At 49.4% G+C, this 25,288-nt stretch carries 19 protein-coding genes and 5 tRNA genes; all 24 read right to left on the reverse strand.

From position 1 onward, the window contains the following. Positions 1–91: 91 nt before the first annotated feature. Positions 92–1,276: an elongation factor Tu gene (gene tuf / locus J6J34_RS02240; RefSeq protein WP_301719353.1), complete on the reverse strand. Its 1,185-nt coding sequence runs from the start codon at positions 1,274–1,276 to the stop codon at positions 92–94. A 59-nt stretch (positions 1,277–1,335) separates the two neighbouring features. Then, positions 1,336–3,459 (reverse strand): elongation factor G, encoded by a 2,124-nt coding sequence (gene fusA / locus J6J34_RS02245; RefSeq protein ID WP_301719352.1) that lies wholly within the window; start codon positions 3,457–3,459, stop codon positions 1,336–1,338. A gap of 27 nt (positions 3,460–3,486) precedes the next feature. Further along, positions 3,487–3,957, reverse strand: coding sequence for a 30S ribosomal protein S7 (gene rpsG, locus J6J34_RS02250; RefSeq protein WP_301719351.1), 471 nt, complete (start codon positions 3,955–3,957; stop codon positions 3,487–3,489). Between the two features lie 77 nt (positions 3,958–4,034). Next, on the reverse strand, positions 4,035–4,409 hold the full coding sequence (gene rpsL, locus J6J34_RS02255; RefSeq protein ID WP_126763550.1) for a 30S ribosomal protein S12: 375 nt from the start codon (positions 4,407–4,409) through the stop codon (positions 4,035–4,037). 301 nt (positions 4,410–4,710) lie between these two features. After that, positions 4,711–8,952 (reverse strand): DNA-directed RNA polymerase subunit beta', encoded by a 4,242-nt coding sequence (gene rpoC, locus J6J34_RS02260; protein ID WP_301719350.1) that lies wholly within the window; start codon positions 8,950–8,952, stop codon positions 4,711–4,713. Positions 8,953–8,987: 35 nt separating this feature from the next. Further along, positions 8,988–13,016, reverse strand: a complete 4,029-nt coding sequence (gene rpoB, locus J6J34_RS02265) for a DNA-directed RNA polymerase subunit beta (RefSeq protein ID WP_301719349.1) — start codon at positions 13,014–13,016, stop codon at positions 8,988–8,990. 216 nt (positions 13,017–13,232) lie between these two features. Further along, positions 13,233–13,607: a 50S ribosomal protein L7/L12 gene (gene rplL / locus J6J34_RS02270; protein ID WP_301719348.1), complete on the reverse strand. Its 375-nt coding sequence runs from the start codon at positions 13,605–13,607 to the stop codon at positions 13,233–13,235. A gap of 53 nt (positions 13,608–13,660) precedes the next feature. Beyond that, complete coding sequence (gene rplJ, locus J6J34_RS02275; protein WP_301719347.1) at positions 13,661–14,179, reverse strand: 50S ribosomal protein L10; 519 nt, start codon at positions 14,177–14,179, stop codon at positions 13,661–13,663. 257 nt (positions 14,180–14,436) lie between these two features. Beyond that, positions 14,437–15,132 (reverse strand): 50S ribosomal protein L1, encoded by a 696-nt coding sequence (gene rplA, locus J6J34_RS02280; RefSeq protein WP_301719346.1) that lies wholly within the window; start codon positions 15,130–15,132, stop codon positions 14,437–14,439. A 1-nt stretch (position 15,133) separates the two neighbouring features. Continuing rightward, positions 15,134–15,565: a 50S ribosomal protein L11 gene (rplK, locus tag J6J34_RS02285; protein WP_126763538.1), complete on the reverse strand. Its 432-nt coding sequence runs from the start codon at positions 15,563–15,565 to the stop codon at positions 15,134–15,136. Positions 15,566–15,795: 230 nt separating this feature from the next. Further along, positions 15,796–16,335, reverse strand: a complete 540-nt coding sequence (gene nusG / locus J6J34_RS02290) for a transcription termination/antitermination protein NusG (protein WP_301719345.1) — start codon at positions 16,333–16,335, stop codon at positions 15,796–15,798. 3 nt (positions 16,336–16,338) lie between these two features. After that, positions 16,339–16,719 (reverse strand): preprotein translocase subunit SecE, encoded by a 381-nt coding sequence (gene secE / locus J6J34_RS02295; protein ID WP_301719344.1) that lies wholly within the window; start codon positions 16,717–16,719, stop codon positions 16,339–16,341. A 159-nt stretch (positions 16,720–16,878) separates the two neighbouring features. Next, positions 16,879–16,955: transfer RNA gene (locus tag J6J34_RS02300), tRNA-Trp, on the reverse strand. 160 nt (positions 16,956–17,115) lie between these two features. Beyond that, positions 17,116–18,300, reverse strand: coding sequence for an elongation factor Tu (gene tuf, locus J6J34_RS02305; RefSeq protein ID WP_301719343.1), 1,185 nt, complete (start codon positions 18,298–18,300; stop codon positions 17,116–17,118). A 105-nt stretch (positions 18,301–18,405) separates the two neighbouring features. After that, positions 18,406–18,481, reverse strand: a tRNA-Thr gene (locus J6J34_RS02310). 13 nt (positions 18,482–18,494) lie between these two features. Further along, positions 18,495–18,569: transfer RNA gene (locus tag J6J34_RS02315), tRNA-Gly, on the reverse strand. Between the two features lie 62 nt (positions 18,570–18,631). Further along, positions 18,632–18,716 (reverse strand) — tRNA-Tyr (locus J6J34_RS02320). Between the two features lie 15 nt (positions 18,717–18,731). Continuing rightward, positions 18,732–18,807, reverse strand: a tRNA-Thr gene (locus J6J34_RS02325). Positions 18,808–18,896: 89 nt separating this feature from the next. After that, on the reverse strand, positions 18,897–20,195 hold the full coding sequence (locus J6J34_RS02330) for an adenylosuccinate synthase (protein ID WP_301719342.1): 1,299 nt from the start codon (positions 20,193–20,195) through the stop codon (positions 18,897–18,899). A 76-nt stretch (positions 20,196–20,271) separates the two neighbouring features. Further along, positions 20,272–21,438, reverse strand: coding sequence for an aminotransferase class V-fold PLP-dependent enzyme (locus tag J6J34_RS02335; RefSeq protein ID WP_301898428.1), 1,167 nt, complete (start codon positions 21,436–21,438; stop codon positions 20,272–20,274). Between the two features lie 47 nt (positions 21,439–21,485). Beyond that, the gene (gene hflC / locus J6J34_RS02340; protein ID WP_301719340.1) at positions 21,486–22,370 is read right to left on the reverse strand and encodes a protease modulator HflC; all 885 of its coding nucleotides are present in this window, start codon (positions 22,368–22,370) and stop codon (positions 21,486–21,488) included. Between the two features lie 3 nt (positions 22,371–22,373). Next, a complete protein-coding gene (hflK, locus tag J6J34_RS02345; RefSeq protein WP_301719339.1) occupies positions 22,374–23,561 on the reverse strand; it encodes an FtsH protease activity modulator HflK in 1,188 nt (395 codons plus the stop codon). A gap of 54 nt (positions 23,562–23,615) precedes the next feature. Further along, positions 23,616–24,911: a ribosome rescue GTPase HflX gene (gene hflX / locus J6J34_RS02350; RefSeq protein ID WP_301719338.1), complete on the reverse strand. Its 1,296-nt coding sequence runs from the start codon at positions 24,909–24,911 to the stop codon at positions 23,616–23,618. Positions 24,912–24,940: 29 nt separating this feature from the next. After that, positions 24,941–25,195, reverse strand: a complete 255-nt coding sequence (gene hfq / locus J6J34_RS02355) for an RNA chaperone Hfq (protein ID WP_034733993.1) — start codon at positions 25,193–25,195, stop codon at positions 24,941–24,943. Positions 25,196–25,288 lie beyond the last annotated feature (93 nt).

The raw sequence follows: 25,288 nt of genomic DNA on the forward strand, positions 1-25,288 counted from the left end.
TTATGCCACAGTTATAGTCTTACTCCGTCCTCTCAATAAAAAAGGGAGCCGAGGCTCCCTTTTTTCAATGCGTCAGTTGTACGCAGCGTAATTAGTCTAAGATTTTAGAAACTACGCCAGCACCTACTGTACGGCCACCTTCACGGATTGCGAAGCGTAAACCTTCGTCCATCGCGATGGGGTGAATCAGGTCAACAACAAACTTCAGGTTGTCGCCTGGCATTACCATTTCCACGCCTTCTGGCAACTGTACTGCACCAGTTACGTCAGTGGTACGGAAGTAGAACTGTGGACGGTAGCCTTTAAAGAATGGCGTGTGACGGCCACCTTCTTCTTTGTTCAATACGTATACTTCCGCTTCAAACTTAGTGTGCGGAGTGATTGAACCTGGCTTCGCCAGTACCTGACCACGTTGGATCTCGTCACGCTTAGTACCACGCAACAAGGCACCGATGTTCTCACCTGCACGACCTTCGTCAAGCAGCTTACGGAACATCTCAACACCAGTTACGATAGTCTTCGTAGTGTCTTTGATACCTACGATTTCTACTTCGTCACCTGTGCGAACGATACCGCGCTCAACACGACCGGTAACTACAGTACCACGGCCTGAGATTGAGAATACGTCTTCGATTGGCATGATGAACGGCTTATCGATATCACGCTCTGGCTCTGGGATGTAGCTGTCCAGTGCTTCTGCCAGTTCGATGATTTTCGCTTCCCACTGCTCTTCGCCTTCCAACGCTTTCAGCGCTGAACCTTGAATCACTGGTAAGTCGTCACCTGGGAAGTCGTATTCGGAAAGAAGTTCACGAACTTCCATCTCAACCAGTTCCAACAGCTCTTCGTCGTCAACCATGTCACATTTGTTCATGAATACAACGATGAAAGGTACGCCTACCTGACGTGACAACAGGATGTGCTCACGAGTTTGTGGCATTGGGCCGTCAGTCGCAGCTACAACAAGAATCGCGCCGTCCATCTGCGCAGCACCGGTGATCATGTTTTTCACATAGTCAGCGTGTCCTGGGCAATCAACGTGAGCGTAGTGACGCGCTGGCGTGTCATACTCAACGTGTGACGTTGAAATGGTGATACCACGCGCTTTCTCTTCTGGTGCGTTATCGATCATAGCGAAGTCTTTCGCTGAACCACCGTAGGTTTTTGCCAATACAGTGGTGATCGCTGCAGTCAGAGTAGTTTTACCATGGTCAACGTGGCCGATTGTACCGACGTTCACATGCGGTTTCGAACGTTCAAATTTTTCTTTTGACATGACTTTTCCTTAACTTAAGTTAAAAGTCCGGTCCCTTAGAGAACCGGACCAGACTCTACTTAATCTTTAGTTTGACGAGCAGCAATAACCTGCTCAGCAATGTTGTTTGGTGCTTCAGCGTACTTCAGGAATTCCATTGCATAAGATGCACGGCCCTGAGTCTGCGAACGCAGGTCAGTAGCGTAACCGAACATTTCTGATAATGGAACTTGCGCGCGGACTTCTTTCAAATCACCTGCAGCATCTTCCATGCCTTCGATGATACCGCGACGACGGTTCAAGTCACCAACTACGTCACCCATGAAATCTTCAGGAGTAACGACTTCGACTTTCATCATCGGCTCTAGAATCGCTGGATTCGCTTGCAATGCGCCTTTCTTGAACGCCATGCTACCTGCGATTTTAAACGCCATTTCAGAGGAGTCAACATCGTGGTATGAACCATCATACAAGGTTGCCTTAACGCCGAGTAGCGGGTAACCAGCAAGTACACCATTCTGCATTTGCTCTTGGATACCTTTATCTACCGCAGGAATATATTCCTTCGGTACCACACCACCAACGATTTCGTTAACGAATTCGTAGTTTGCGGTCTCTTCGTCAGAAGCATCGAATTCCATCGGCTCGATCTTCAACCAAACGTGACCAAACTGACCACGACCACCTGATTGACGTACGAACTTACCTTCAACTTCCACTGGTTTGCGGATAGTTTCACGATAAGCAACCTGCGGTTTACCTACGTTACACTCAACGTTGAATTCACGCTTCATACGGTCAACGATGATGTCCAGGTGAAGCTCACCCATACCTGAGATGATCGTTTGACCAGACTCTTCATCGGTTTTCACGCGGAAAGACGGATCTTCTGCAGCCAATTTACCTAAAGCAATACCCATTTTTTCCTGGTCAGCTTTAGTTTTTGGTTCTACCGCAACAGAAATTACCGGCTCAGGGAATTCCATCCGCTCAAGCGTAATAATGTTGTTCGGATCACACAGAGTGTCACCGGTAGTGACGTCTTTCAGGCCGATTGCAGCTGCAATGTCGCCCGCCAGGATTTCTTTGATTTCCTGACGATCGTTTGCATGCATCTGAACCATACGACCGATACGCTCACGCTTGCTCTTCACTGGGTTGAAAACAGTATCGCCCTGTTTTACTACACCCGAGTAGACGCGTAAGAAAGTCAAAGTACCGACAAACGGGTCAGTTGCGATTTTGAATGCCAATGCTGAAAACGGTTCAGCATCATCAGACTTACGCACGCCCTCTGACTCATCGTCCAGAATACCGCGAATCGCTTTAACTTCTGTAGGTGACGGTAGGTACTCGATAACAGCATCAAGTACAGCCTGTACACCTTTGTTCTTAAATGCAGAACCACACAAGCACAATACGATTTCGTTGTTCAGTGTACGCTCACGCAGACCAAGCTTGATTTCAGCTTCAGTCAACTCACCTTCTTCAAGGTATTTGTTCATCAGCTCTTCGTTAGCTTCAGCTGCTGCTTCAACCAACTCGGCGTGATATTCCTCGGCTTGATCAACCAAATCTGCTGGGATTGGGTCATAAGTGAAAGTCATACCGGAATCTTCTTCGTTCCAGTTGATCGCTTTCATTTTGATCAAGTCAACAACGCCTTTGAAGTTTTCTTCAGCACCAATTGCCAAATGAATTGGCACTGGCGTCGCGTTCAGACGAGCTTTGATCTGCTTAACAACACGCAAGAAGTCCGCACCTGCACGGTCCATCTTGTTAACGAAGACCATACGTGGAACTTCGTACTTGTTAGCTTGACGCCAAACAGTTTCTGTTTGCGGCTGCACGCCTGATGATGCACACAGAACAACAACAGCGCCATCAAGTACACGCAAAGAACGTTCTACTTCAATCGTGAAGTCAACGTGTCCTGGGGTGTCGATGATATTAACGCGGTGTTCTGGGAACTGTGCATCCATACCACGCCAGAAACAGGTAACCGCAGCAGAGGTAATAGTAATACCACGCTCTTGTTCCTGTGCCATCCAGTCGGTGGTTGCTGCACCGTCATGTACCTCACCAATTTTGTGAGATAAGCCGGTGTAGAACAACACACGTTCTGTGGTGGTTGTTTTACCTGCGTCTACGTGAGCACAGATACCGATATTACGGTAGCGCTCAATCGAAGTTTTACGGGCCATAAATTCCTCTTTAGGTTAACTGTGAATTTACCAGCGGTAATGGGCGAACGCTTTGTTCGCTTCGGCCATACGGTGGACGTCTTCACGCTTCTTCACAGCAGAGCCTTTATTTTCAGATGCGTCTAGCATTTCACCTGCTAGGCGCTGAGCCATGGATTTTTCACCCCGAGTACGCGCGGCATCAACTAACCAACGCATAGCCAGTGCATTACGACGCACCGGACGAACTTCTACTGGTACCTGGTAAGTTGAACCACCAACGCGGCGCGACTTAACCTCTACCGTAGGACGTACGTTGTCCAATGCTGTTTCAAATACTTCTAAGTGCTCTTTCTTGGTCTTTTCAGCCATGATGTCTAAAGCACCGTAGATAATATGTTCTGCGACAGATTTTTTGCCGTCTACCATGACGACATTGATAAATTTAGCCAACAACTCTGATCCGAACTTAGGATCCGGCAGGATTTTACGTTGACCAATGACGCGTCTTCTAGGCATCTTAATATTCTCCGGTTATTTCAGGGTTACCCCAAAACTAAAAATTTACAGTGTTTGGCCTTACTAACGGAGAACCGTTAAGACTTGGGCCGCTTCGCGCCGTACTTCGAACGGCCTTGACGCCGATCGTTTACGCCAGCGCAGTCAAGCGCACCGCGCACTGTGTGATAACGTACACCTGGCAAGTCTTTTACACGGCCGCCGCGAATCAATACGACAGAGTGTTCTTGCAGGTTGTGACCTTCACCACCGATGTACGAAGATACTTCGTAACCATTGGTCAAACGCACACGGCATACTTTACGTAGCGCTGAGTTTGGCTTTTTCGGGGTGGTTGTATAAACACGGGTACATACACCGCGTTTCTGTGGGCAAGCCTCAAGCGCCGGAACGTTGCTCTTAACAACCGGCTTTTGACGACCTTTGCGCACCAGCTGATTAACTGTTGCCATTCAATACTCCTGATTTTGTTGATGTCGCTCAACAGAGTGAAAATCCAAGTTTCCCTGCACCACGGGCTAAATGCCCTAGATATAGGGAGGCCGAATTTTAATGGTCAATAATTGGACTGTCAAGGAAAAGCGGTGATTGGAGGAAAGCGGGTGCTGCTATTTTGCCCTGGTTGGGTCACTAAGTAGATGTTGTGTCTCACCATTCATTAGCGAATGCCATTTTACCACAGTTCTTCATTCGGCAAATAAAAAAGGCCAGCCGATAAAACGGCTGGCCTCTCATATCACAAGCTACGAACGCTTATTCTGCGTTATCGCCGCTGTCCTTTTCTTCGTTGCCGAAGTTCAGAGCATCTGCCAATTGCTGTTCTGCTTCTTCTGCAGTCAGCTTCGGCGCAGCTTCACCCTGACCCAGTGCTTCCATGCGCTTGCGCGCACGTTCGCGGTGGTAGGCGAAACCTGTACCCGCAGGGATCAGGCGACCCACGATAACGTTCTCTTTCAGACCACGTAACGGATCCTGCTTACCTTGTACGGCAGCTTCGGTCAGTACGCGCGTCGTTTCCTGGAACGATGCCGCAGAGATGAATGACTCCGTCGACAATGACGCTTTGGTAATACCAAGCAATTGACGCTCATAAGTCGCTGGCAGCTTGCCATCTGCCTCAGCTTTCGCATTGGCAGCAAGCACTTCAGACAGCTCCATCATTTCGCCTTCAAGCAGCTCCGTTTCACCTGGGTTCAAGATAATCGCTTTACGCAACATCTGACGCACGATGGTCTCGATGTGCTTATCGTTAATCTTAACACCCTGCAAACGGTAAACTTCCTGAACTTCGTTAACGATATAGTTTGCCAACGCGCTTACGCCACGCAGACGCAGAATATCGTGTGGCGCCTCTGGACCATCAGCAATAACTTCACCTTTGGTCACTGATTCACCTTCGAAGATGTTTAGCTGACGATGCTTAGGAATCATCTCTTCGTATTGATCATTACCATCATGTGGCATGATCAACAGACGACGCTTGCCTTTCGTCTCTTTACCGAAACTCACGGTACCCGTGACTTCTGCCAAAATTGCTGGCTCTTTCGGACGACGTGCTTCGAACAAGTCGGCAACCCGTGGCAGACCACCGGTGATGTCGCGAGTCTTCGAACCTTCTTGCGGAATCCGCGCAACTGTATCACCAACTTTCACCTCAGCATTATCTTCGAGGTTAATGATGGCATTACCTGGTAAGAAGTACTGCGCTGGCATATCGGTGTCAGCAATGTTGACATCCTTGCCTTTCGCATCGACCAGCTTAACCATCGGCCGCATGTCTTTACCGGCACTTGTACGCTGACCTGTTTCCAGTACAACGATACTTGACAGACCGGTCAGTTCATCGGTTTGACGGGTCATGGTGACGCCATCAATCAAATCAACAAACTTCAGACGACCTGCTACCTCGGTGACGATTGGGTGCGTGTGCGGATCCCAGTTCGCTACGATTTCGCCAGCTTCGACGGTATCGCCTTCATTCTTCTTCAGCACTGCACCGTAAGGTACTTTGTAGCGCTCACGCTCACGGCCGAACTCATCAATAAGGGTCAGTTCAGTTGAACGCGAGGTGATTACAATGTGGTCATCGCTGTTGGTAACGTACTTAGCGTTATGCAACTTCAATGTACCTTTGTTCTTCACCTGAATGTTGTTGGCGGCTGAGTCACGTGATGCTGCACCACCGATGTGGAAGGTACGCATCGTTAACTGAGTACCTGGCTCACCGATAGACTGGGCAGCGATAACACCTACTGCTTCACCTTGGTTGACCAGATGTCCGCGCGCCAAATCACGACCATAACAGTTGGCACATACGCCGAAGTCTGTATCACAGGTAATGACCGAGCGAACTTTAACTTCGTCGATTGAGTTCTGTTCCAACACGTCACACATCTTCTCATCAAGAAGCGTATTACGGCCGATCAGAACGTCGTTACTGCCAGGGGCAAGCACGTCATCACAAACCACACGACCGAGGACACGTTCACGTAGTGGCTCAACGATATCACCGCCTTCGATCAATGGTTTGATGAAGAGGCCATCGTGGGTACCACAGTCTTCCTGAACGATAACAACGTCCTGCGCAACGTCGACGAGTCGACGGGTCAGGTAACCTGAGTTCGCTGTTTTCAGAGCCGTATCCGCCAAACCTTTACGCGCACCGTGCGTCGAGATGAAGTACTGAAGTACGTTCAAACCTTCGCGGAAGTTCGCGGTAATCGGCGTTTCGATGATGGAGCCGTCCGGCTTCGCCATCAGACCACGCATACCCGCCAACTGACGAATCTGAGCAGGGCTACCACGAGCGCCTGAATCAGCCATCATGTAGACCGAGTTAAACGAGTCTTGCTGTTCTTCTTCGCCTTTTGCGTTGATAACAGTTTCTTTCGACAGGTTTTCCATCATTGCCTTAGAAACTTTCTCATTCGCAGTCGACCAGATATCGATAACTTTGTTGTATTTCTCGCCTGCGGTAACCAAGCCTTGCTCGAACTGTTCCTGAATCTCCGCAACTTCTTCTTCAGCTGCGTCGATGATCTCTTTCTTCGCATCAGGAATAACCATGTCATCGATACCTACCGATGCACCTGCAACCATTGCGTAATGGAAACCGGTGTACATGATTTGGTCAGCAAAAATTACCGTCGGCTTCAAGCCGATGTCACGATACGAGCGATTCAACAAGCGACCGATTTGCTTTTTGCCCATCGACTGGTTGATCATTTCGAACGGCATGCCTTCAGGAAGAATCAGCGACAGAATGGCACGACCAACAGTCGTGTCATAAATCGTCGTTAATTCACTACGCTCGCCTTCTTCACTGATCAGCACTTCGTCTAAACGCACTTTAACGCGCGCATGCAATTCAGTCGCACCAGTACGGTAAGCTTTTTCAGCTTCCTTGGCGTTCTTGAAGATCATGCCCTCGCCTTTAGCGTTAATCTTTTCGCGCGTCATGTAGTACAGACCCAAGACCACGTCCTGTGAAGGAACGATGATCGGATCACCACTGGCAGGTGACAAGATGTTGTTGGTCGACATCATCAGGGCACGAGCTTCAAGCTGCGCTTCGAGTGTTAACGGCAAGTGGACGGCCATTTGGTCACCGTCAAAGTCAGCGTTATAGGCCGCACACACCAATGGGTGCAACTGAATCGCTTTACCTTCGATCAGGACAGGCTCGAACGCCTGGATACCCAAACGGTGCAAAGTTGGTGCACGGTTGAGCATCACTGGGTGTTCTTTGATCACTTCGTCCAGCACGTCCCACACTTCCGGGATTTCGCGCTCTACCATTTTCTTGGCAGCCTTAATGGTGGTCGCTAAACCGCGGCCTTCAAGCTTGCCGTAGATGAATGGCTTGAATAACTCCAGGGCCATTTTCTTAGGTAGACCACACTGGTGTAAGCGTAACTTAGGACCAACAGTGATAACTGAACGGCCTGAGTAATCGACCCGCTTACCCAACAGGTTTTGACGGAAACGACCTTGTTTACCTTTAATCATATCCGCAAGTGACTTCAATGGACGCTTATTGGTGCCGGTAATGGCACGGCCACGACGGCCGTTATCCAACAATGCATCCACTGCTTCTTGCAGCATACGCTTTTCGTTACGTACGATAATGTCCGGTGCTGCCAGATCTAACAAACGCTTCAGGCGGTTGTTACGGTTGATAACACGACGGTACAAATCGTTCAGGTCTGAGGTTGCGAAACGGCCACCATCCAGCGGTACCAAAGGACGTAAATCCGGTGGCAGCACAGGCAGCACTTTCAGGATCATCCACTCGGGCTTATTGCCTGACTGGTGGAATGATTCCAGCAACTTCAAACGCTTGCTAATTTTCTTACGTTTGGTTTCTGAGTTGGTTTCTGGCAGCTCTTCACGCAAGGTTTTGATATCCGCTTCGATATCAATATGCTTGAGTAAGCTCAGTACCGCTTCAGCACCCATTTTTGCTTCGAACTCGTCGCCATTTTCTTCTAACGAATCAAGGTACTCGTCTTCAGTCAGAATTTGGCCACGCTCAAGCGATGTCATACCGCCTTCGGTAACGACATAAGATTCGAAATACAATACCCGCTCGATATCACGCAAGGTCATATCCAGCATCAAGCCGATGCGGCTTGGCAATGATTTCAGGAACCAGATGTGCGCAACTGGGCTCGCCAGTTCAATGTGACCCATACGCTCACGACGGACCTTGGTCAGGGTGACTTCAACGCCACACTTCTCACAGATCACACCGCGGTGCTTCAAGCGCTTGTACTTACCGCACAAGCACTCGTAGTCTTTTACCGGGCCAAAAATACGCGCACAGAACAGACCATCACGCTCAGGCTTGAACGTACGATAGTTGATCGTTTCTGGCTTTTTCACTTCACCGAAAGACCAGCTGCGGATCATGTCCGGAGAAGCAAGTCCGATGCGAATCGCATCGAACTCTTCAGTCTGATTTAACGGCTTTAAAAACTTTAATAAGTCTTTCACGATTTATCTCCTGGCAATTAGCGTCCGGTGTGGTCTCAGTCTTGGTCCAACTCAATGTTGATACCGAGCGAGCGGATTTCCTTCAGCAATACGTTGAAGGACTCCGGCATACCTGCTTCCATCCGCAAGTCGTTGTCGACAATGTTTTTGTACATCTTCGTCCGACCATTTACGTCGTCCGACTTCACCGTCAACATTTCTTGCAAGGTGTACGCAGCACCGTATGCTTCCAATGCCCAGACTTCCATCTCACCGAAGCGCTGGCCACCGAACTGAGCTTTACCACCCAACGGCTGTTGGGTAACCAAGCTGTACGAACCGGTCGAACGTGCGTGCATCTTGTCATCAACCAAGTGGTTAAGTTTCAACATGTACATGTAACCGACGGTTACATCACGCTCAAAGCGCTCACCAGTACGCCCGTCATACAAAGTGATCTGGCCAGACTCTGGCAAATCACCCAGTTTCAGGAGTTCTTTAATTTCACTTTCTACAGCACCATCGAAAACTGGCGTTGCGGTCGGCAGACCTTTCTTCAAGTTGGTCGCAAGACGCATAACTTCGTCATCGCTAAACTCGCTGATCTGAACGTCCTGACGCGTTGAACCCAGGTCATAGACCTTTTGCAGGAACTCACGCATCTCTGCCACTTTCGCTTGCTGCTTCATCATTTTTTCGATCTTGGTACCGATACCACGAGCAGCAAAACCTAAGTGCGTCTCAAGGATCTGACCGATGTTCATACGCGAAGGTACGCCCAACGGGTTAAGTACGATATCGACAGGATTACCATCAGCATCATAAGGCATGTCTTCAACCGGTTGGATGGTTGAGATAACACCTTTGTTACCGTGACGTCCAGCAAGCTTATCACCTGGTTGGATGCGACGACGGACTGCCAGGTAAACCTTAACAATCTTCAATACGCCTGGGGCAAGGTCATCACCCTGGGTGATCTTGCGGCGCTTGTTTTCAAACTTGTCATCGAAATCGGTGCGCAGTTCTTCATACTGCTGAGCGATCTGCTCAAGCTGCAGCTGGGCATCTTCATTCTTCAAGTTCTGCGTTAACCATTTGCTCTGCTCCAGACCGGCCAGCTTTGACTCATCAAAACCGTTCGCCAGCAACAGGCTACGTGCACGCTCGTAGATACCACGCTCAAGAATCTTGAATTCGTCAGTTAAGTCTTTCTTGACTTGTTCCAACTGCATATTCTCGATATCAAGTGCGCGCTTGTCTTTCTCTACGCCGTCACGGGTGAACACCTGAACGTCGATAACAGTACCCGTGACACCATTAGGCACACGTAATGAACTGTCTTTTACGTCAGATGCTTTTTCACCAAAAATAGCTCGCAATAGCTTCTCTTCAGGCGTCAGCTGGGTTTCACCTTTAGGCGTTACCTTACCGACCAGAATATCACCACCGTTGACTTCGGCACCGACGTAAACAACACCTGACTCATCAAGTTTGTTCAACGCTGACTCACCAACGTTTGGAATATCAGAAGAAATTTCTTCCGCGCCAAGTTTAGTATCACGGGCAACACAGCTCAGTTCCTGAATGTGAATGGTGGTTAAGCGGTCTTCTTGTACCACTCGCTCCGAGATCAAGATTGAATCCTCGAAGTTGTAACCATTCCATGGCATGAATGCCACGCGCAAGTTCTGACCCAATGCCAGCTCACCCATGTCCGTAGACGGACCATCGGCCAGTACGTCACCACGAATTACCGGCTCACCAACATTGACGGTCGGGGTCTGGTTAATACAGGTGTTCTGGTTCGAACGGGTGTACTTCACAAGGTTATAGATATCGATACCGGCTTCGCCAGGTACCATTTCTTCTTCATTGACTTTAACAACGATACGGCTCGCATCGACTTTGTCGACCACACCACCACGCTTGGCGACTACGGTTACACCCGAGTCAACAGCTACAGTGCGCTCAATACCAGTACCTACCAGCGGCTTATCAGCACGCAGAGTTGGCACGGCCTGGCGTTGCATGTTCGAACCCATCAACGCACGGTTCGCATCATCGTGTTCAAGGAATGGAATCAAGCTCGCAGCGATCGAAACGATCTGTTGCGGCGCAACGTCCATATACTGAACTTGTTCTTTCGACATCAGGGTAAATTCGTTCTTATGACGACACGGCACCAGGTCTTCGACCAATTCACCTTTGTCATTCAAAGCAACGTTTGCCTGTGCGATAACGTACTGACCTTCTTCGATCGCTGATAAGTAATCAACATCGTCAGTCACGACACCATTGTCGATACGGCGATATGGCGTCTCGAGGAAACCATACTCGTTGGTGCGCGCAAAGGTCGACAAAGAGTTAATCAGACCGATGTTTGGACCTTCAGGAGTCTCAATCGGACACACTCGACCGTAATGCGTTGGATGCACATCTCGAACTTCGAAACCAGCGCGCTCACGCGTCAAACCACCCGGACCTAAGGCAGAAATACGACGCTTGTGCGTGACTTCTGACAACGGGTTATTCTGATCCATAAACTGCGACAACTGGCTGGAACCAAAGAACTCTTTTACCGCAGCACTAATAGGCTTGGCGTTAATCAAGTCTTGTGGCATTACCGCATCCAGATCACCCAGGCTCAGGCGCTCTTTTACTGCACGTTCTACACGTACCAGACCAACCCGGAACTGGTTCTCCGCCATCTCACCCACAGAGCGGATACGACGGTTACCCAAGTGGTCAATATCGTCCACTTCATCGATGCCGTTACGGATTTCGATCAGCTTACGCATGACTTCGATGATGTCTTCTTTGGTCAGGGTACCTGAACCGGTCAGATCATCACGACCCAGACGACGATTGAACTTCATCCGACCTACCGCCGATAAATCGTAACGGTCATCACTGAAGAATAAGTTGTCGAACAAGGCTTCCGCTGCTTCTTTCGTAGGTGGCTCACCTGGGCGCATCATACGATAGATTTCAACCAGCGCTTCCATACGGTTGTTGCTTGGATCAATACGCAGCGTCTCGCTCATGTACGGACCATGATCCAGGTCGTTCACGAACAAGGTTTCAAATTTCTTGAAGCCTGCTTCACGTAATTCAGCTAACAATTCCAGCGTCAGTTCGGCGTTCGCTTCGGCGACCACTTCACCGGTTTTCTTATTGACGTAATCCTTCGCTAGTACTTTACCGACCAGATATTCTAATGGAACTTCCATCTCTGGCTGATTCAGGCTTTCGATCTGTTTGATATGACGCGCAGTAATACGACGTCCTTTATCCACGATCACTTCGCCGTCATCGTTTTTAATATCAAACTTCGCAGTTTCGCCGCGTAAACGCTCTGGCACTAACTGCATAAATACTTTCTTACCACGGAACTGGAAGTACGTGGTATCGAAGAACATCTCAAGGATTTCTTCAGTGGTGTACTCGAGGGCACGCAAAATGATCGACGCCGGTAATTTACGACGACGGTCAATACGTACGAATACGTTGTCTTTCGGGTCAAATTCAAAATCCAACCACGAACCACGGTATGGGATCACACGTGCGTTGTAGAGCACTTTACCTGACGAATGGGTTTTACCCTTGTCATGGTCAAAGAACACGCCCGGCGAACGGTGCAACTGAGAAACGATAACGCGCTCGGTACCGTTAATAACAAAAGTACCATTCTCGGTCATGAGCGGAATTTCGCCCATGTACACTTCTTGCTCGCGCATATCTTTTACGGTACCTGCCGCTGCTTCTTTATCATAAAGAACCAGACGCAGTTTTACTCGCAATGGAGCAGAATAGGTAATACCGCGAATTTGACATTCTTTCACGTCAAATACCGGCTCACCAAGACGATAGCTCACATATTGCAGTTCCGAATTGCCTGAATACGCAGTAATCGGAAATACTGAGCTAAAAGCTGCTTCCAGACCGTTGTTGCCTTCTGGATCCAGCTCAATGAATTTTTTAAATGAATCTAATTGGATTGACAGCAGGTATGGCACTTCAAGTACATGAGGCCGCTTACCAAAATCCTTGCGAATACGTTTTTTCTCAGAGTAGGAGTACGCCATGGGGTTCCTCAGCTAGCTGATTGATGACCCTAACCACCGGGGAGTCGATGGTTAAAAACAAGCTTTTTAACGACTTGTCGTTCCCGTTTTTGTCACCGCGAGCATGCACCCCAATAACGGGCAAAAATGATACATGCTTAACAGCGCAAAAAGCCTGGTGACTCAAAAAGTCACCAGGCCCAGGCCTAATTGGCCAAGTTTTTTGTATGCAGTTGTTTATTTAATTTCAACTTCTGCACCAGCTTCTTCAAGCTGCTTCTTCAGTGCTTCAGCTTCGTCTTTGTTGATGCCTTCTTTAACGGCAACAGGTGCAGACTCAACCATAGCTTTTGCTTCTTTCAGGCCAAGACCAGTTGCGCTGCGAACTGCTTTGATCGCGCCAACTTTGTTTGAGCCCGCTGCTTTCAACACAACGTCGAATTCAGTTTGTTCTTCAGCAGCTTCAGCAGCGGCAGCTGGACCAGCAGCTACTGCAACAGAAGCAGATGCGTCAACACCAAACTTTTCTTCTGCAGCTTCAATCAACTCAACCAGTTCCATAACTGGCATTTCAGCGATTGCATTCAAAATATCATCTTTAGTAAGAGCCATAACTCTAAACTCCTGGGTTATAAATTACAAAAAATTGGTTAATAAAACCGTCTCTATTTAGCGTCTTTAATTGCCGCCAACACCCGCACAAATTTAGTAGGAACTTCGTTAACTGTACGAACGAACTTACTAACAGGTGCTTTGAAGGTGGCCAGCAATTTCGCCAATGCTTCGTCACGCGTCGGAAGAGATGCAACTGCATCAAGTTTATCTGCACCCATCACACCGTTACCGATATGCAGGGCAGTTACTTTAAGGTGCTTGTTTGCTTTAGCGAAATCTTTGAACAGACGCGCAGAAGCGCCTGGTGCGTCCAAAGAAAAGCCGTAAACAAGTGGGCCTTTCAGTACTTCGTCCATGTCGTTAAACTGCGTACCTTCAAAGGCACGTTTCGCAAGCGTATTCCGAATAACTTTCAGATATACACCTTGCTCACGCGCTTGACGGCGCAGCACGGTCATGTCCGCAACTTCCATACCGCGATACTCAGCAACAGCGACGGATAGAGCGTTTGAAGCAACTTCGTTAACTTCTTTAACGATTGCTTTTTTTGCTGCTAAACCTAGTGCCACTGATATCACCTCTTTTTTTAGTCCTTGGCAAAGCCGCGGACTATCGTTACACATAGGCAGACCGGAACTGCATCTACCACGTTGTCACGGTGAATCTCTTACCCAGAGAGTCTGAGCCGGATTACACCATCTGCGCAGGAAATTAAGTGTCGCTAATCATTTCTTCGCAGAAATCACCGCGAGACACCTGCGGTCTTGGACGGGAGCCACATTCACTTAGCTATTACACTGAAGTGGCGACTCCAACCCACAAACCTTTACTTGCTATCCAACGTACCCTGGTCGATGGCTACGCCAGCGCCCATAGTTGTCGACAAGCTAACTTTCTTGATGTACTGGCCTTTTGCTGAAGAAGGCTTAGCTTTCTTCAGAGCTGCCAATAGCGATTCTAAGTTTTCTTTCAATTTGTCGTTATCGAAATCAACTTTACCGATAGTTGCGTGGATGATACCCGCTTTATCGTTGCGATAACGAATCTGACCCGCTTTCGCGTTTTGTACCGCTGTTGCTACATCAGGTGTTACCGTGCCCGTTTTCGGGTTTGGCATCAGGCCACGTGGGCCTAAGATTTGACCTAACTGGCCAACAACACGCATAGCGTCTGGAGAAGCGACAACAACGTCAAAGTTCATTTCGCCTTTCTTCACCAGCTCAGCCAGGTCTTCCATACCGACCAGGTCAGCACCAGCTTCTTTAGCTTTTTCTACGTTTGCGCCGCTAGTGAATACTGCTACGCGAACGTCACGACCAGTACCGTTAGGCAGTACAGTTGCACCACGAACGTTTTGGTCAGATTTACGAGCGTCGATACCGAGGTTGACAGAAACATCAACGCTTTCTTTAAATTTTGCTGTCGCAAGTTCTTTCAACAGGCTGATAGCTTCGTTGATTTCGTAATCACGAGCTTCAACTTTTTCTGCGATCATGCGAGCGCGTTTGCTTAATTTAGCCATCTTACAGACCCTCCACATTCAGGCCCATCGCGCGAGCAGAGCCGGCGATAGTACGTACTGCTGCATCAAGGTCAGCCGCTGTTAAGTCAGGCTCTTTAACCTTGGCAATCTCTTCTAACTGAGCACGGGTAACGGTACCCACTTTCTCTGTGTTAGGACGACCTGAACCACTTTTGATACCTGCCGCTTTCTTCAACAAGAAGGCTGCTGGAGGAGTCTTAGTGATAAACGTGAAAGAACGATCTTCGAACACTGTAATTTCAACTGGAACTGGCGCGCCTTTTTCAAGCTGGTCAGTTGCTGCGTTGAACGCTTTACAGAATTCCATGATGTTCACACCGTGTTGACCAAGTGCTGGACCAACAGGAGGTGACGGGTTAGCTGCACCAGCTGCTACTTGCAGCTTGATGATAGCACTTACTTTCTTAGCCATGTTCTATACCTCTTGGTTTGGGTCTAACGCCTTGTAAGTCTTCAATTTTTGCTGTCATTTTCAGACCTCAAAAACCAAGGGGTGACTTACTCAAACGGCTCCCCTACGGAAAAAAGGACGCGAATTATAGCTGTATTCGCACCCTATTGCAATACACCGAGCCACAATAGTGGTCGTTATTCGTACACTATTTTTTAGCATCAGCACAGTTGCCGATTTCGGCCTTACGCTTAAGCTTTCTCGACCTGAGCAAACTCAAGTTCAACTGGCGTCGCACGGCCAAAGATGGAGACCGATACTGTCAGGCGACTCTTTTCGTAGTCAACGCTTTCAACGGTACCGTTAAAGTCTGCAAATGGACCATCGTTAACGCGCACGACTTCACCTGGTTCAAATAAGGTCTTAGGACGTGGTTTATCAACAGACTCCTGCAGGCGGTTAAGAATCGCGTCTGCTTCTTTCTGTGTGATCGGGGTTGGGCGGTCTTGCTTACCACCGATGAAACCCAGTACCCGAGGAATGCTTTTCACTAAGTGCCAGCTTTCTTCGTCCATGGCCATTTCGACCAAAACGTAACCCGGGAAGAATTTGCGTTCGCTCTTGCGACGCTGTCCCGCTTTCATTTCGACGACTTCTTCGGTTGGCACAAGAACTTCACCGAACTTGTCTTCCATACCGTGCATCTTGATGTACTCGCGTAACGATTGGGCAACGCGAGCTTCATAACCTGAAAATGCCTGGACCACGTACCAGCGTTTCTTATCGCTCATTATTTAAAACTCCAGTCCGGTGAAAAAGCCAACTACGCGTACTAGAATGGCATCCATACCCCACAGAATCAATGATACGATCGCTGTTGCGATGACCACGATGATAGTGGTTTGAGTGGCTTCCTGACGGCTTGGCCATACCACGCGGCGCACTTCAGTGCGGCTTTCTTTCGCGAAAGAACGGAAGCGACGGCCCTTACCGGTCATCCCTGCGACAATGCCAGCTACCGCAACAAGCACGACCACGGCGATGGCACGATAGAGTACAGATACGGTTTCACCGTAATAGTAGTTACCCACCACGGCTGCAGCTAAAAGCGCGATAGCGATGATCCACTTAATGCTATCGAAAGAACTGCTTTGCGTTTCGGAAGTTGCACTCATTATTCAATCCTGTTCATTAAAAAATCGTTTTCGTGACTCGTACGTTCGGCTCCGCCTCACTTTTCGTGCGTTCGCGATACTCGCTCTTCGTGTAAAACGAACAACAAAGTGCCGAGCAGCGAAGCGTTCGAGTAACGAGGAACGCCTTTGAATATTCTTTGGCAGGGGTGGAGGGATTCGAACCCCCAACCGTCGGTTTTGGAGACCGCTGTTCTACCAATTGGAACTACACCCCTAAAATTTCCCGCGATATTCGTCGGAAAATGGACGCTGTATTATACCGATCAAGTGACTTAAAACAAGAGCGTTCCTTGTTATTCGTGTGTTTCAGTTCACCCCATCAAAAAAGGGAGCCGAGGCTCCCTTTTTTCAATGCGTCAGTTGTACGCAGCGTAATTAGTCTAAGATTTTAGAAACTACGCCAGCACCTACTGTACGGCCACCTTCACGGATTGCGAAGCGTAAACCTTCGTCCATCGCGATGGGGTGAATCAGGTCAACAACAAACTTCAGGTTGTCGCCTGGCATTACCATTTCCACGCCTTCTGGCAACTGTACTGCACCAGTTACGTCAGTGGTACGGAAGTAGAACTGTGGACGGTAGCCTTTAAAGAATGGCGTGTGACGGCCACCTTCTTCTTTGTTCAATACGTATACTTCCGCTTCAAACTTGGTGTGCGGAGTGATTGAACCTGGCTTCGCCAGTACCTGACCACGTTGGATCTCGTCACGCTTAGTACCACGCAACAAGGCACCGATGTTCTCACCTGCACGACCTTCGTCAAGCAGCTTACGGAACATCTCAACACCAGTTACGATAGTCTTCGTAGTGTCTTTGATACCTACGATTTCTACTTCGTCACCTGTGCGAACGATACCGCGCTCAACACGACCGGTAACTACAGTACCACGGCCTGAGATTGAGAATACGTCTTCGATTGGCATGATGAACGGCTTATCGATATCACGCTCTGGTTCTGGGATGTAGCTGTCCAGTGCTTCTGCCAGTTCGATGATTTTCGCTTCCCACTGCTCTTCGCCTTCCAACGCTTTCAGCGCTGAACCTTGAATCACTGGTAAGTCGTCACCTGGGAAGTCGTATTCAGAAAGAAGTTCACGAACTTCCATCTCAACCAGTTCCAACAGCTCTTCGTCGTCAACCATGTCACATTTGTTCATGAATACAACGATGAAAGGTACGCCTACCTGACGTGACAACAGGATGTGCTCACGCGTTTGTGGCATTGGGCCGTCAGTAGCAGCTACAACAAGAATCGCGCCGTCCATCTGCGCAGCACCGGTGATCATGTTTTTCACATAGTCAGCGTGTCCTGGGCAATCAACGTGAGCGTAGTGACGCGCTGGCGTGTCATACTCAACGTGTGAAGTTGAAATGGTGATACCACGCGCTTTCTCTTCTGGTGCGTTATCGATCATAGCGAAGTCTTTCGCTGCGCCACCGTAGGTTTTTGCCAATACAGTGGTGATCGCTGCAGTCAGAGTAGTTTTACCATGGTCAACGTGGCCGATTGTACCGACGTTCACATGCGGTTTCGAACGTTCAAATTTTTCTTTTGACATGACAGCCTCTCTTTGGACAACGTACGGTGGCTTACCACCAAAAATTTAGTCAAATAAGTAAATTTACGTAACCGAGGAATGGGCTGCAAGGACGGACCGAAAAGATGGTGCTGATAGGCGGATTCGAACCGCCGACCTCACCCTTACCAAGGGTGCGCTCTACCAACTGAGCTATATCAGCACGACAGATTATGTGGAGCGGGTAGTGGGAATCGAACCCACATCATCAGCTTGGAAGGCTGAGGTAATAGCCATTATACGATACCCGCATGCCTAGAATCGGGCCACCTCAAACCATTCTGGACTCACCGCATTCTAAAGAAATGCAAATTGGTGGAGGGGGCAGGATTCGAACCTGCGAAGGCTGAGCCGTCAGATTTACAGTCTGATCCCTTTGGCCACTCGGGAACCCCTCCGAACAAATTTTGAGTTGGTGCCGGCACCAAGAGTCGAACTCGGGACCTACTGATTACAAGTCAGTTGCTCTACCAACTGAGCTATGCCGGCACCCCGGTTAGGTGGAGCGCATTCTATTGTATCGATTTTGATGATGCAATAGGAAATGCCGATTTTTTTACTATTCCGCGACTGATTGGTTAATTTGCGAACGGATGGCGCAAAATAATCGTTTCAGCGCGGTCTGGACCTGTCGAAATAATGTCCACAGGAACACCAGTCAGTGCTTCAATACGCTTGATATAAGCAAGCGCTGCAGTCGGTAAATCTTTATGTTCTGTGATACCCACTGTGCTTTCTTCCCAACCTGGCATAGATTCGTATACAGGTTCAACCGTATCGTAATCTTCCGCAGCCATCGGTGGGTATTCGGTAATACTACCATCTGGTAATTTATAACCAATACAAATTTTCAATTCCTGCAAACCATCCAGTACATCCAGCTTGGTCAAACAGAAGCCACTGACCGAGTTGATTTGTACCGCACGGCGAGCGGCTACCGCATCAAACCAGCCCGTCCGGCGTTTGCGGCCGGTGGTTGCACCAAACTCGTGGCCTTTAACACCCAGGTGCTCTCCCACATCACAGTCCAGTTCTGTCGGGAACGGACCACTACCAACACGCGTGGTGTAAGCTTTCACAATGCCCAGTACATAATCGATGTAACGCGGGCCAAAGCCTGCACCTGTCGATACGCCACCCGCAGTGGTGTTTGATGAGGTCACGTATGGATAAGTACCGTGATCGATATCCAGCAAGGTACCCTGAGCGCCTTCGAACATAATGTTCTCACCGGCTTTACGGGCATCGTCAAGCAATCCTGGGATATCCGCGACCATGCCCTGCAGCTGCTGGGCCACTTCTTTGCAATAGGCAAGAACTTCTTCCACGTCAACAGCGTCAACATGATAGTAATTGGTCAAGGTAAAGTTATGGAACTCGACCACTTCACGCAGTTTTTCTTCAAAACGGGTGAAATTGAATAAATCGCCAACTCGCAGCCCGCGGCGGGCCACTTTATCTTCGTACGCTGGACCAATGCCGCGGCCGGTGGTACCGATGGCTTTATTACCACGCGCTTTCTCGCGCGCCTGGTCCAAAGCAATATGGTAAGGCAGAATCAGCGGACAGGCTTCACTAATCAGAAGTCGCTCACGTACGGGAACGTTACGCTTTTCCAGCATCGCAATTTCTTCCATCAGAGCTTCTGGCGACAGCACGACGCCGTTACCAATCACACACTTCACGTTCTCACGCAAAATGGCCGATGGAATTAAATGCAGAACAGTCTTCTCACCGTTAATTACAAGAGTATGACCGGCATTGTGGCCCCCTTGATAACGAACTGCCAGAGAAGCCTTATTGGTAAGTAAATCAACTATCTTACCTTTACCTTCGTCACCCCATTGCGTGCCGAGAATTACGACGTTTTTACCCATGATACCTGTCACCAGCTTTACTGTTGAAAAAACAGGCGGCGATTTTAACAGGAATTCGCCCCCTTCGGTAGCCCGTTCAGCCGACAACGAACGCTTTTTTCAGTTGTTCGTAGTCACTCGCATCGTGATAGAGGGCAAAGCCAAATCGTAACCTGCGGCCGCGCACATCGGTCTCGATGCCGGCTTGCCTTAACACAGCAGCCAGCTCCGCGGCCTGGGCGGGCGTGTCGAGTTCAAAGGTCAGGAAGTGGCCGTGATGGTCCAACCGATCCGCTAACAAAGCACCACGATTCAGTAACGGGTGCTCCAGCTCGTCGATAACCTGTAAGAAGCGGGCTTGCAACTGCTGCACATAAGCGTGCACCTGCTCCACGTTAATCCCGTCGCGCTGCCACCAGTCCAGTACCGCCTGTAAGCGATACAAAGCGGTAAAATCCATGGTCGCACCGGCAAAGCGCAGGCCATCGCCAGCGTAACCTACCTCTCCCTGTTGCGGCTTTTCCAGGTTGGCAAAATCCGCAAACCAGCCGGTATACTCCGGGCGCAGCTCGCAGTTGCGAGGCACGGTCATAAAGCAACAGCCCTCGCCGGCTTGCAGGTACTTGTAGCTCCCCGCGAGGTAAAACACGCGATCAGCCACACTACGCAGGCTGGTGGGTAACGCACCACAGCCGTGGTAGCCGTCAACCATGACCAGCGTCGACTCACTCAGCATATGCAGCCAGTCTTTGATGGGCGGTGCCACCACACCCGAATTAAAAAACACCTGGCTGGTGAACACCAGCTCATAACAATCTTCTCTGACCGCTGCCTGCCAGCGCTCAGGGAAGCTTTGATAAGGCTCGCAGGCAATGCGCACCACCTCAACGTTCGGGCGCTCCTGCAGCCGCCGCAGTTGCCGGGAAAAGCTATGGAATTCACCGTCGGTGGTCAGGATCCGTAAAGGTTGTTGCGGGTCGAAACAGGTCATCACCCGATACAAAAGCTCATGAGTATTTTGCGCAAACACAAACTGTTCAGGTGCCGGGTGTTCTAACAAACGCGCCAGATGCTGCTGCACCGCAGGAATGCGCTCACCAAAAATAATATCCCATTTATGGTCAGCACCTTTGGCACTATCCTCCCAATAATCAAGCTGTGCCTGACGGGTGACGTCGGGCCAGTAATGATGACTGTGAGGCGAGCAGTGCAGAGTCTGGGGGTGCTGTTGCAGAAAGTACTGATAATGTTTTTTATAAGTCATAAGCTCACAAAATCGATAAAAAAGCCGGCGCGAGGCCGGCTTTTGAATTATTTCCCTGACATGTTTTTCAGGTATTTAAAGAACTCACTGTCTGGCTCGAGTACGAGCACATCGTTACCACCTTCAAAGCTCTTCTGGTAGGCTTGCAGGCTTCGAATGAAGGCAAAGAACTCCGCATCTTTCTGATAGGCTTCCGCGTATATGCCTGCGGCCTCTGCGTCACCTTCACCACGCAACTCGCGTGATTCACGGCTGGCATCAGCTAACATGACGGTGATTCGGGCATCAACATCAGCGCGAATGAATTCCGCCTGCTCACGACCTTCAGAACGGTGTTCCATCGCTACTGCCTGACGCTCTGCACGCATACGTTGGAAAATGGACTGGCTGACTTCCGTCGGCAGGTTAATCTGCATGACGCGAACGTCGATAACTTCAATTCCAAGTTCCTTGGCACTGTCCGCACCACGAATCAATGCTTCACGCATCAGATTATCGCGCTCACCAGAGACGATCTCTTTGATGGTGCGACTACCAAACTCAGCGCGCAGCCCACTGTTCACCCGACGGGTCAACAAGTCTTCTGCCTGCGCCTGATTACCACCGTTGGTGGACAGGTAATAAGTTGCGAAGTCAGAAATACGCCACTTCACGTAGGTATCCACGATCAGATCTTTCTTCTCGCTGGTTACAAAACGATCCGGGTCGCCATCAAGAGTCTTGAACCGTGCATCAAGCCGCTTTACTTGCTCGATAAACGGAAGTTTGAAATGTAAACCTGGTTCATAAACCGTTGGCATACCGGTATCGGCATCACGCTGGACTTTACCAAACTGGATGACGATTGCGCGTTGCCCTTCATTCACCACAAAGAGTGAAGAGAAACCTAACAACGCGGCGATAATCACGAGTATTGCTATTAAATTTTTCATGGTTTAGCCCCGACCTCCGTCGTAACGATCACTGGTACGACCCGTTGGATTTGTTGTCGTGCTCCGATTGTTGCTTTGCGCACTGTCCGGGTTGCTTGAGCTTTGCCCCTGGTCACCAATGCTATCCATACCACTTGAGCTGATTGAGCGACGTTGTCTTTCCAGGATCTTCTCCAGCGGCAGGTACATCATGTTGTTGCTACCTTCCACATCGATCATCACCTTAGCGGTCTCAGAATAGATCTTCTCGATAGTTTCCAGGTAGAGACGCTCACGTGTCACCTGTGGCGCGGCTTGGTACTGTGGCAGCAAGGCATTAAAACGAGCCACCTCACCCTGAGCTTTCAGGATTTGTTGCTCACGATAAGCCTGTGCTTCTTGCAGGATACGCCGTACCCGACCACGTGCTGTCGGCTCACGCTCACGCGCATAAGCTTCGGCTTCACGAATAAAGCGTTGCTCATCCTCTTGTGCTGCAATGGCATCATCAAAAGCATCTTTTACGGCCTCAGGAGGACGCGCAGGAAGCAAGTTGATGTCAACGATTTGAATACCTAACTGGTAAGGCGCGGTAATGTTCTCGAGCAACTCTAAAGTGTTCGCACGAACATTCTCACGACCCACGGTTAAAACTTCATCCATCGTGGTGTGACCTACCACATAGCGCAAGGCGCTATCCGTGGCCTGGGCCAGACTGCTGTCCGCATTTTCTACCGCAAACAAATAGTCACGTGGGTTAATCACCCGGTACTGAACGTCAAGCTCAACGTGGACTACGTTTTCGTCCTGAGTCAGCATAAAGCCTTCTGACTGGAACTGACGTACGTTGCTGACATCGACTGTTTCAACAGTATCAACAAAGATCGGACGCCAATGCAGACCTGACTCAACTAAGTTATGAAAGTTACCAAACCGCAGGACTACGCCGCGCTCTGCTTCTTTCACTGTATAAAAACCGGCGATAAACCAAACCACAACGAGCAGTACCGCGATGATACCAAAGCCTTTACCTGAAAAGCCGCCACCGCTGGACTTGCCGCCACCTTTTTTACCTGAGCCGCCGAAGCCCAGCTTGGCTAATAAATTTTTGACCGCTTCATCAAGGTCAGGAGGACCTTGGTCGCGACCACCTTGATTTTTCCATGGATCACGGTCGTTGTTATTACCGTTTCCCGGTTGATTCCAGGCCATTGATTACTCCAGATTTGGATCGAATTTAAGGTTTAATTACGTTTTCGTTGCTATCTATTCTACAAAGCCTTGCAGACTAGCGCCATACTCATCGGCAACTTGTTTACACAGCCGCCGCCAATCGACCGCTGACATCCGTATTTTCAGGGCCATTGCGCCATCATCGCAAGCTTGCTCTTCAGTGACACTGTGCAAAGCATACAAACGCCCGCGCAACTTACCCATAGACGGCGGAATGCGCAATGAAAGATTGACCATTTCCGGTCGTAAGCGTTGCACCAATGCTTGTTCAAGTAACTCAATTCCCACGCCGGTTTGTGCTGACAGCCAGACTCGAATTGGACGACCATTGTCGTCGTAATCGATGCGGGCATCGGCCTCAGCAAGCTGGTCGATCTTATTACAAACCAATAGCTGAGGAACTTCATCGGCGCCAATTTCCTCCAGCACCGCGGTCACCTGTTCGACATTCTCCTGTTGCCGCTCGTCACTGATATCAATGACATGCAGCAGCAAGTCAGCATCCTGAGTTTCCTGCAGTGTCGCTTTAAACGCTGCCACTAACTCATGGGGAAGATGCCGAATAAAGCCTACTGTGTCGGCCAGAATAACGGTACCAACATCTTCCAGTTCCAGTTTTCGCAAGGTCGGATCCAAGGTTGCAAACAGCTGATCCGCTGCGTAGACCTTACTCTCTGTTATCCGGTTAAACAACGTCGACTTGCCCGCGTTGGTGTAGCCGACCAGAGATACCGTTGGCACTTCGGCGCGTTGCCGCGCCCGGCGGCCCTGTTCACGCTGCTTCTGGACTTTTTCCAGGCGGCCGAGAATATTTTTAATGCGGCCGCGGATCAACCGGCGGTCGGTTTCCAGCTGGGTTTCACCCGGACCGCGCAGACCGATACCACCTTTTTGTCGTTCCAGGTGGGTCCAGCCGCGAACCAGTCGCGTCGAAATGTGCCGCAGTTGGGCTAACTCAACCTGTAATTTACCTTCGTGGGTTCGCGCGCGCTGCGCAAAGATATCCAGAATCAGTCCGGTACGGTCTAGTACCCGGCACTGACACAGTTTTTCCAGGTTACGCTCTTGCGTGGGGCTTAAACTGTGATTGAAGATGACGATATTGGCATTGTGCAGCTTCACCGCTTCCGCGACTTCCTCTGCTTTACCACTACCGACAAAATATCTGGAGCTGGGTGTCGAACGCGATGCAGTCATGACAGCAAGGGTCTCTACCCCTGCCGAAGACACCAGTAATTTAAGTTCAGAGAGGTCTTCCCGATCCGTCTCAATGGGAAAATCGACGTGCACCAGGATAGCCTGTTCACCACTTTCAAATCTATCAAACAAGCTACCACTGCTCCTTCAAGAATCGTTTATTAATCAATTGCCTCTTCACTACCCGCTTCTTGTTGCGGGAGGTAGTTCTGTGGAATGCGAGCTGGAACCACAGTTGAAATTGCATGCTTATACACCATCTGACTTACGGTATTTTTCAGCAGAATCACAAATTGGTCGAAAGATTCAATTTGCCCCTGCAACTTAATGCCATTCACCAGATAGATAGAAACCGGTACGCGCTCCCGACGCAAAGCGTTCAAAAATGGGTCTTGTAATGTTTGCCCTTTAGCCATTAGTTGCATCCTTTTTCTTTTTATTGTTTTGAATCCGGCAGTTTCCTTGCGACCTACTGTGCCAGTCCGCTCAACTATAATCTAACATGCTTT

This window comes from Pseudidiomarina terrestris (assembly GCF_030466405.1).
GTDB lineage: Bacteria > Pseudomonadota > Gammaproteobacteria > Enterobacterales > Alteromonadaceae > Pseudidiomarina > Pseudidiomarina terrestris.

Coding starts and splice junctions, on each gene's coding strand:
- rplL (WP_301719348.1), bottom strand. CDS start 13,607: ATGGCTCTTACTAAAGATGATATTTTGAATGCAATCGCTGAAATGCCA.
- nusG (WP_301719345.1), bottom strand. CDS start 16,335: ATGAGCGATAAGAAACGCTGGTACGTGGTCCAGGCATTTTCAGGTTAT.
- J6J34_RS02330 (WP_301719342.1), bottom strand. CDS start 20,195: ATGGGTAAAAACGTCGTAATTCTCGGCACGCAATGGGGTGACGAAGGT.
- hfq (WP_034733993.1), bottom strand. CDS start 25,195: ATGGCTAAAGGGCAAACATTACAAGACCCATTTTTGAACGCTTTGCGT.
- J6J34_RS02335 (WP_301898428.1), bottom strand. CDS start 21,438: ATGACTTATAAAAAACATTATCAGTACTTTCTGCAACAGCACCCCCAG.
- hflK (WP_301719339.1), bottom strand. CDS start 23,561: ATGGCCTGGAATCAACCGGGAAACGGTAATAACAACGACCGTGATCCA.
- rpsL (WP_126763550.1), bottom strand. CDS start 4,409: ATGGCAACAGTTAATCAGCTGGTGCGCAAAGGTCGTCAAAAGCCGGTT.
- tuf (WP_301719353.1), bottom strand. CDS start 1,276: ATGTCAAAAGAAAAATTTGAACGTTCGAAACCGCATGTGAACGTCGGT.
- rpsG (WP_301719351.1), bottom strand. CDS start 3,957: ATGCCTAGAAGACGCGTCATTGGTCAACGTAAAATCCTGCCGGATCCT.
- hflC (WP_301719340.1), bottom strand. CDS start 22,370: ATGAAAAATTTAATAGCAATACTCGTGATTATCGCCGCGTTGTTAGGT.
- secE (WP_301719344.1), bottom strand. CDS start 16,719: ATGAGTGCAACTTCCGAAACGCAAAGCAGTTCTTTCGATAGCATTAAG.
- fusA (WP_301719352.1), bottom strand. CDS start 3,459: ATGGCCCGTAAAACTTCGATTGAGCGCTACCGTAATATCGGTATCTGT.
- tuf (WP_301719343.1), bottom strand. CDS start 18,300: ATGTCAAAAGAAAAATTTGAACGTTCGAAACCGCATGTGAACGTCGGT.
- rplA (WP_301719346.1), bottom strand. CDS start 15,132: ATGGCTAAATTAAGCAAACGCGCTCGCATGATCGCAGAAAAAGTTGAA.
- rplK (WP_126763538.1), bottom strand. CDS start 15,565: ATGGCTAAGAAAGTAAGTGCTATCATCAAGCTGCAAGTAGCAGCTGGT.
- rpoB (WP_301719349.1), bottom strand. CDS start 13,016: ATGGCGTACTCCTACTCTGAGAAAAAACGTATTCGCAAGGATTTTGGT.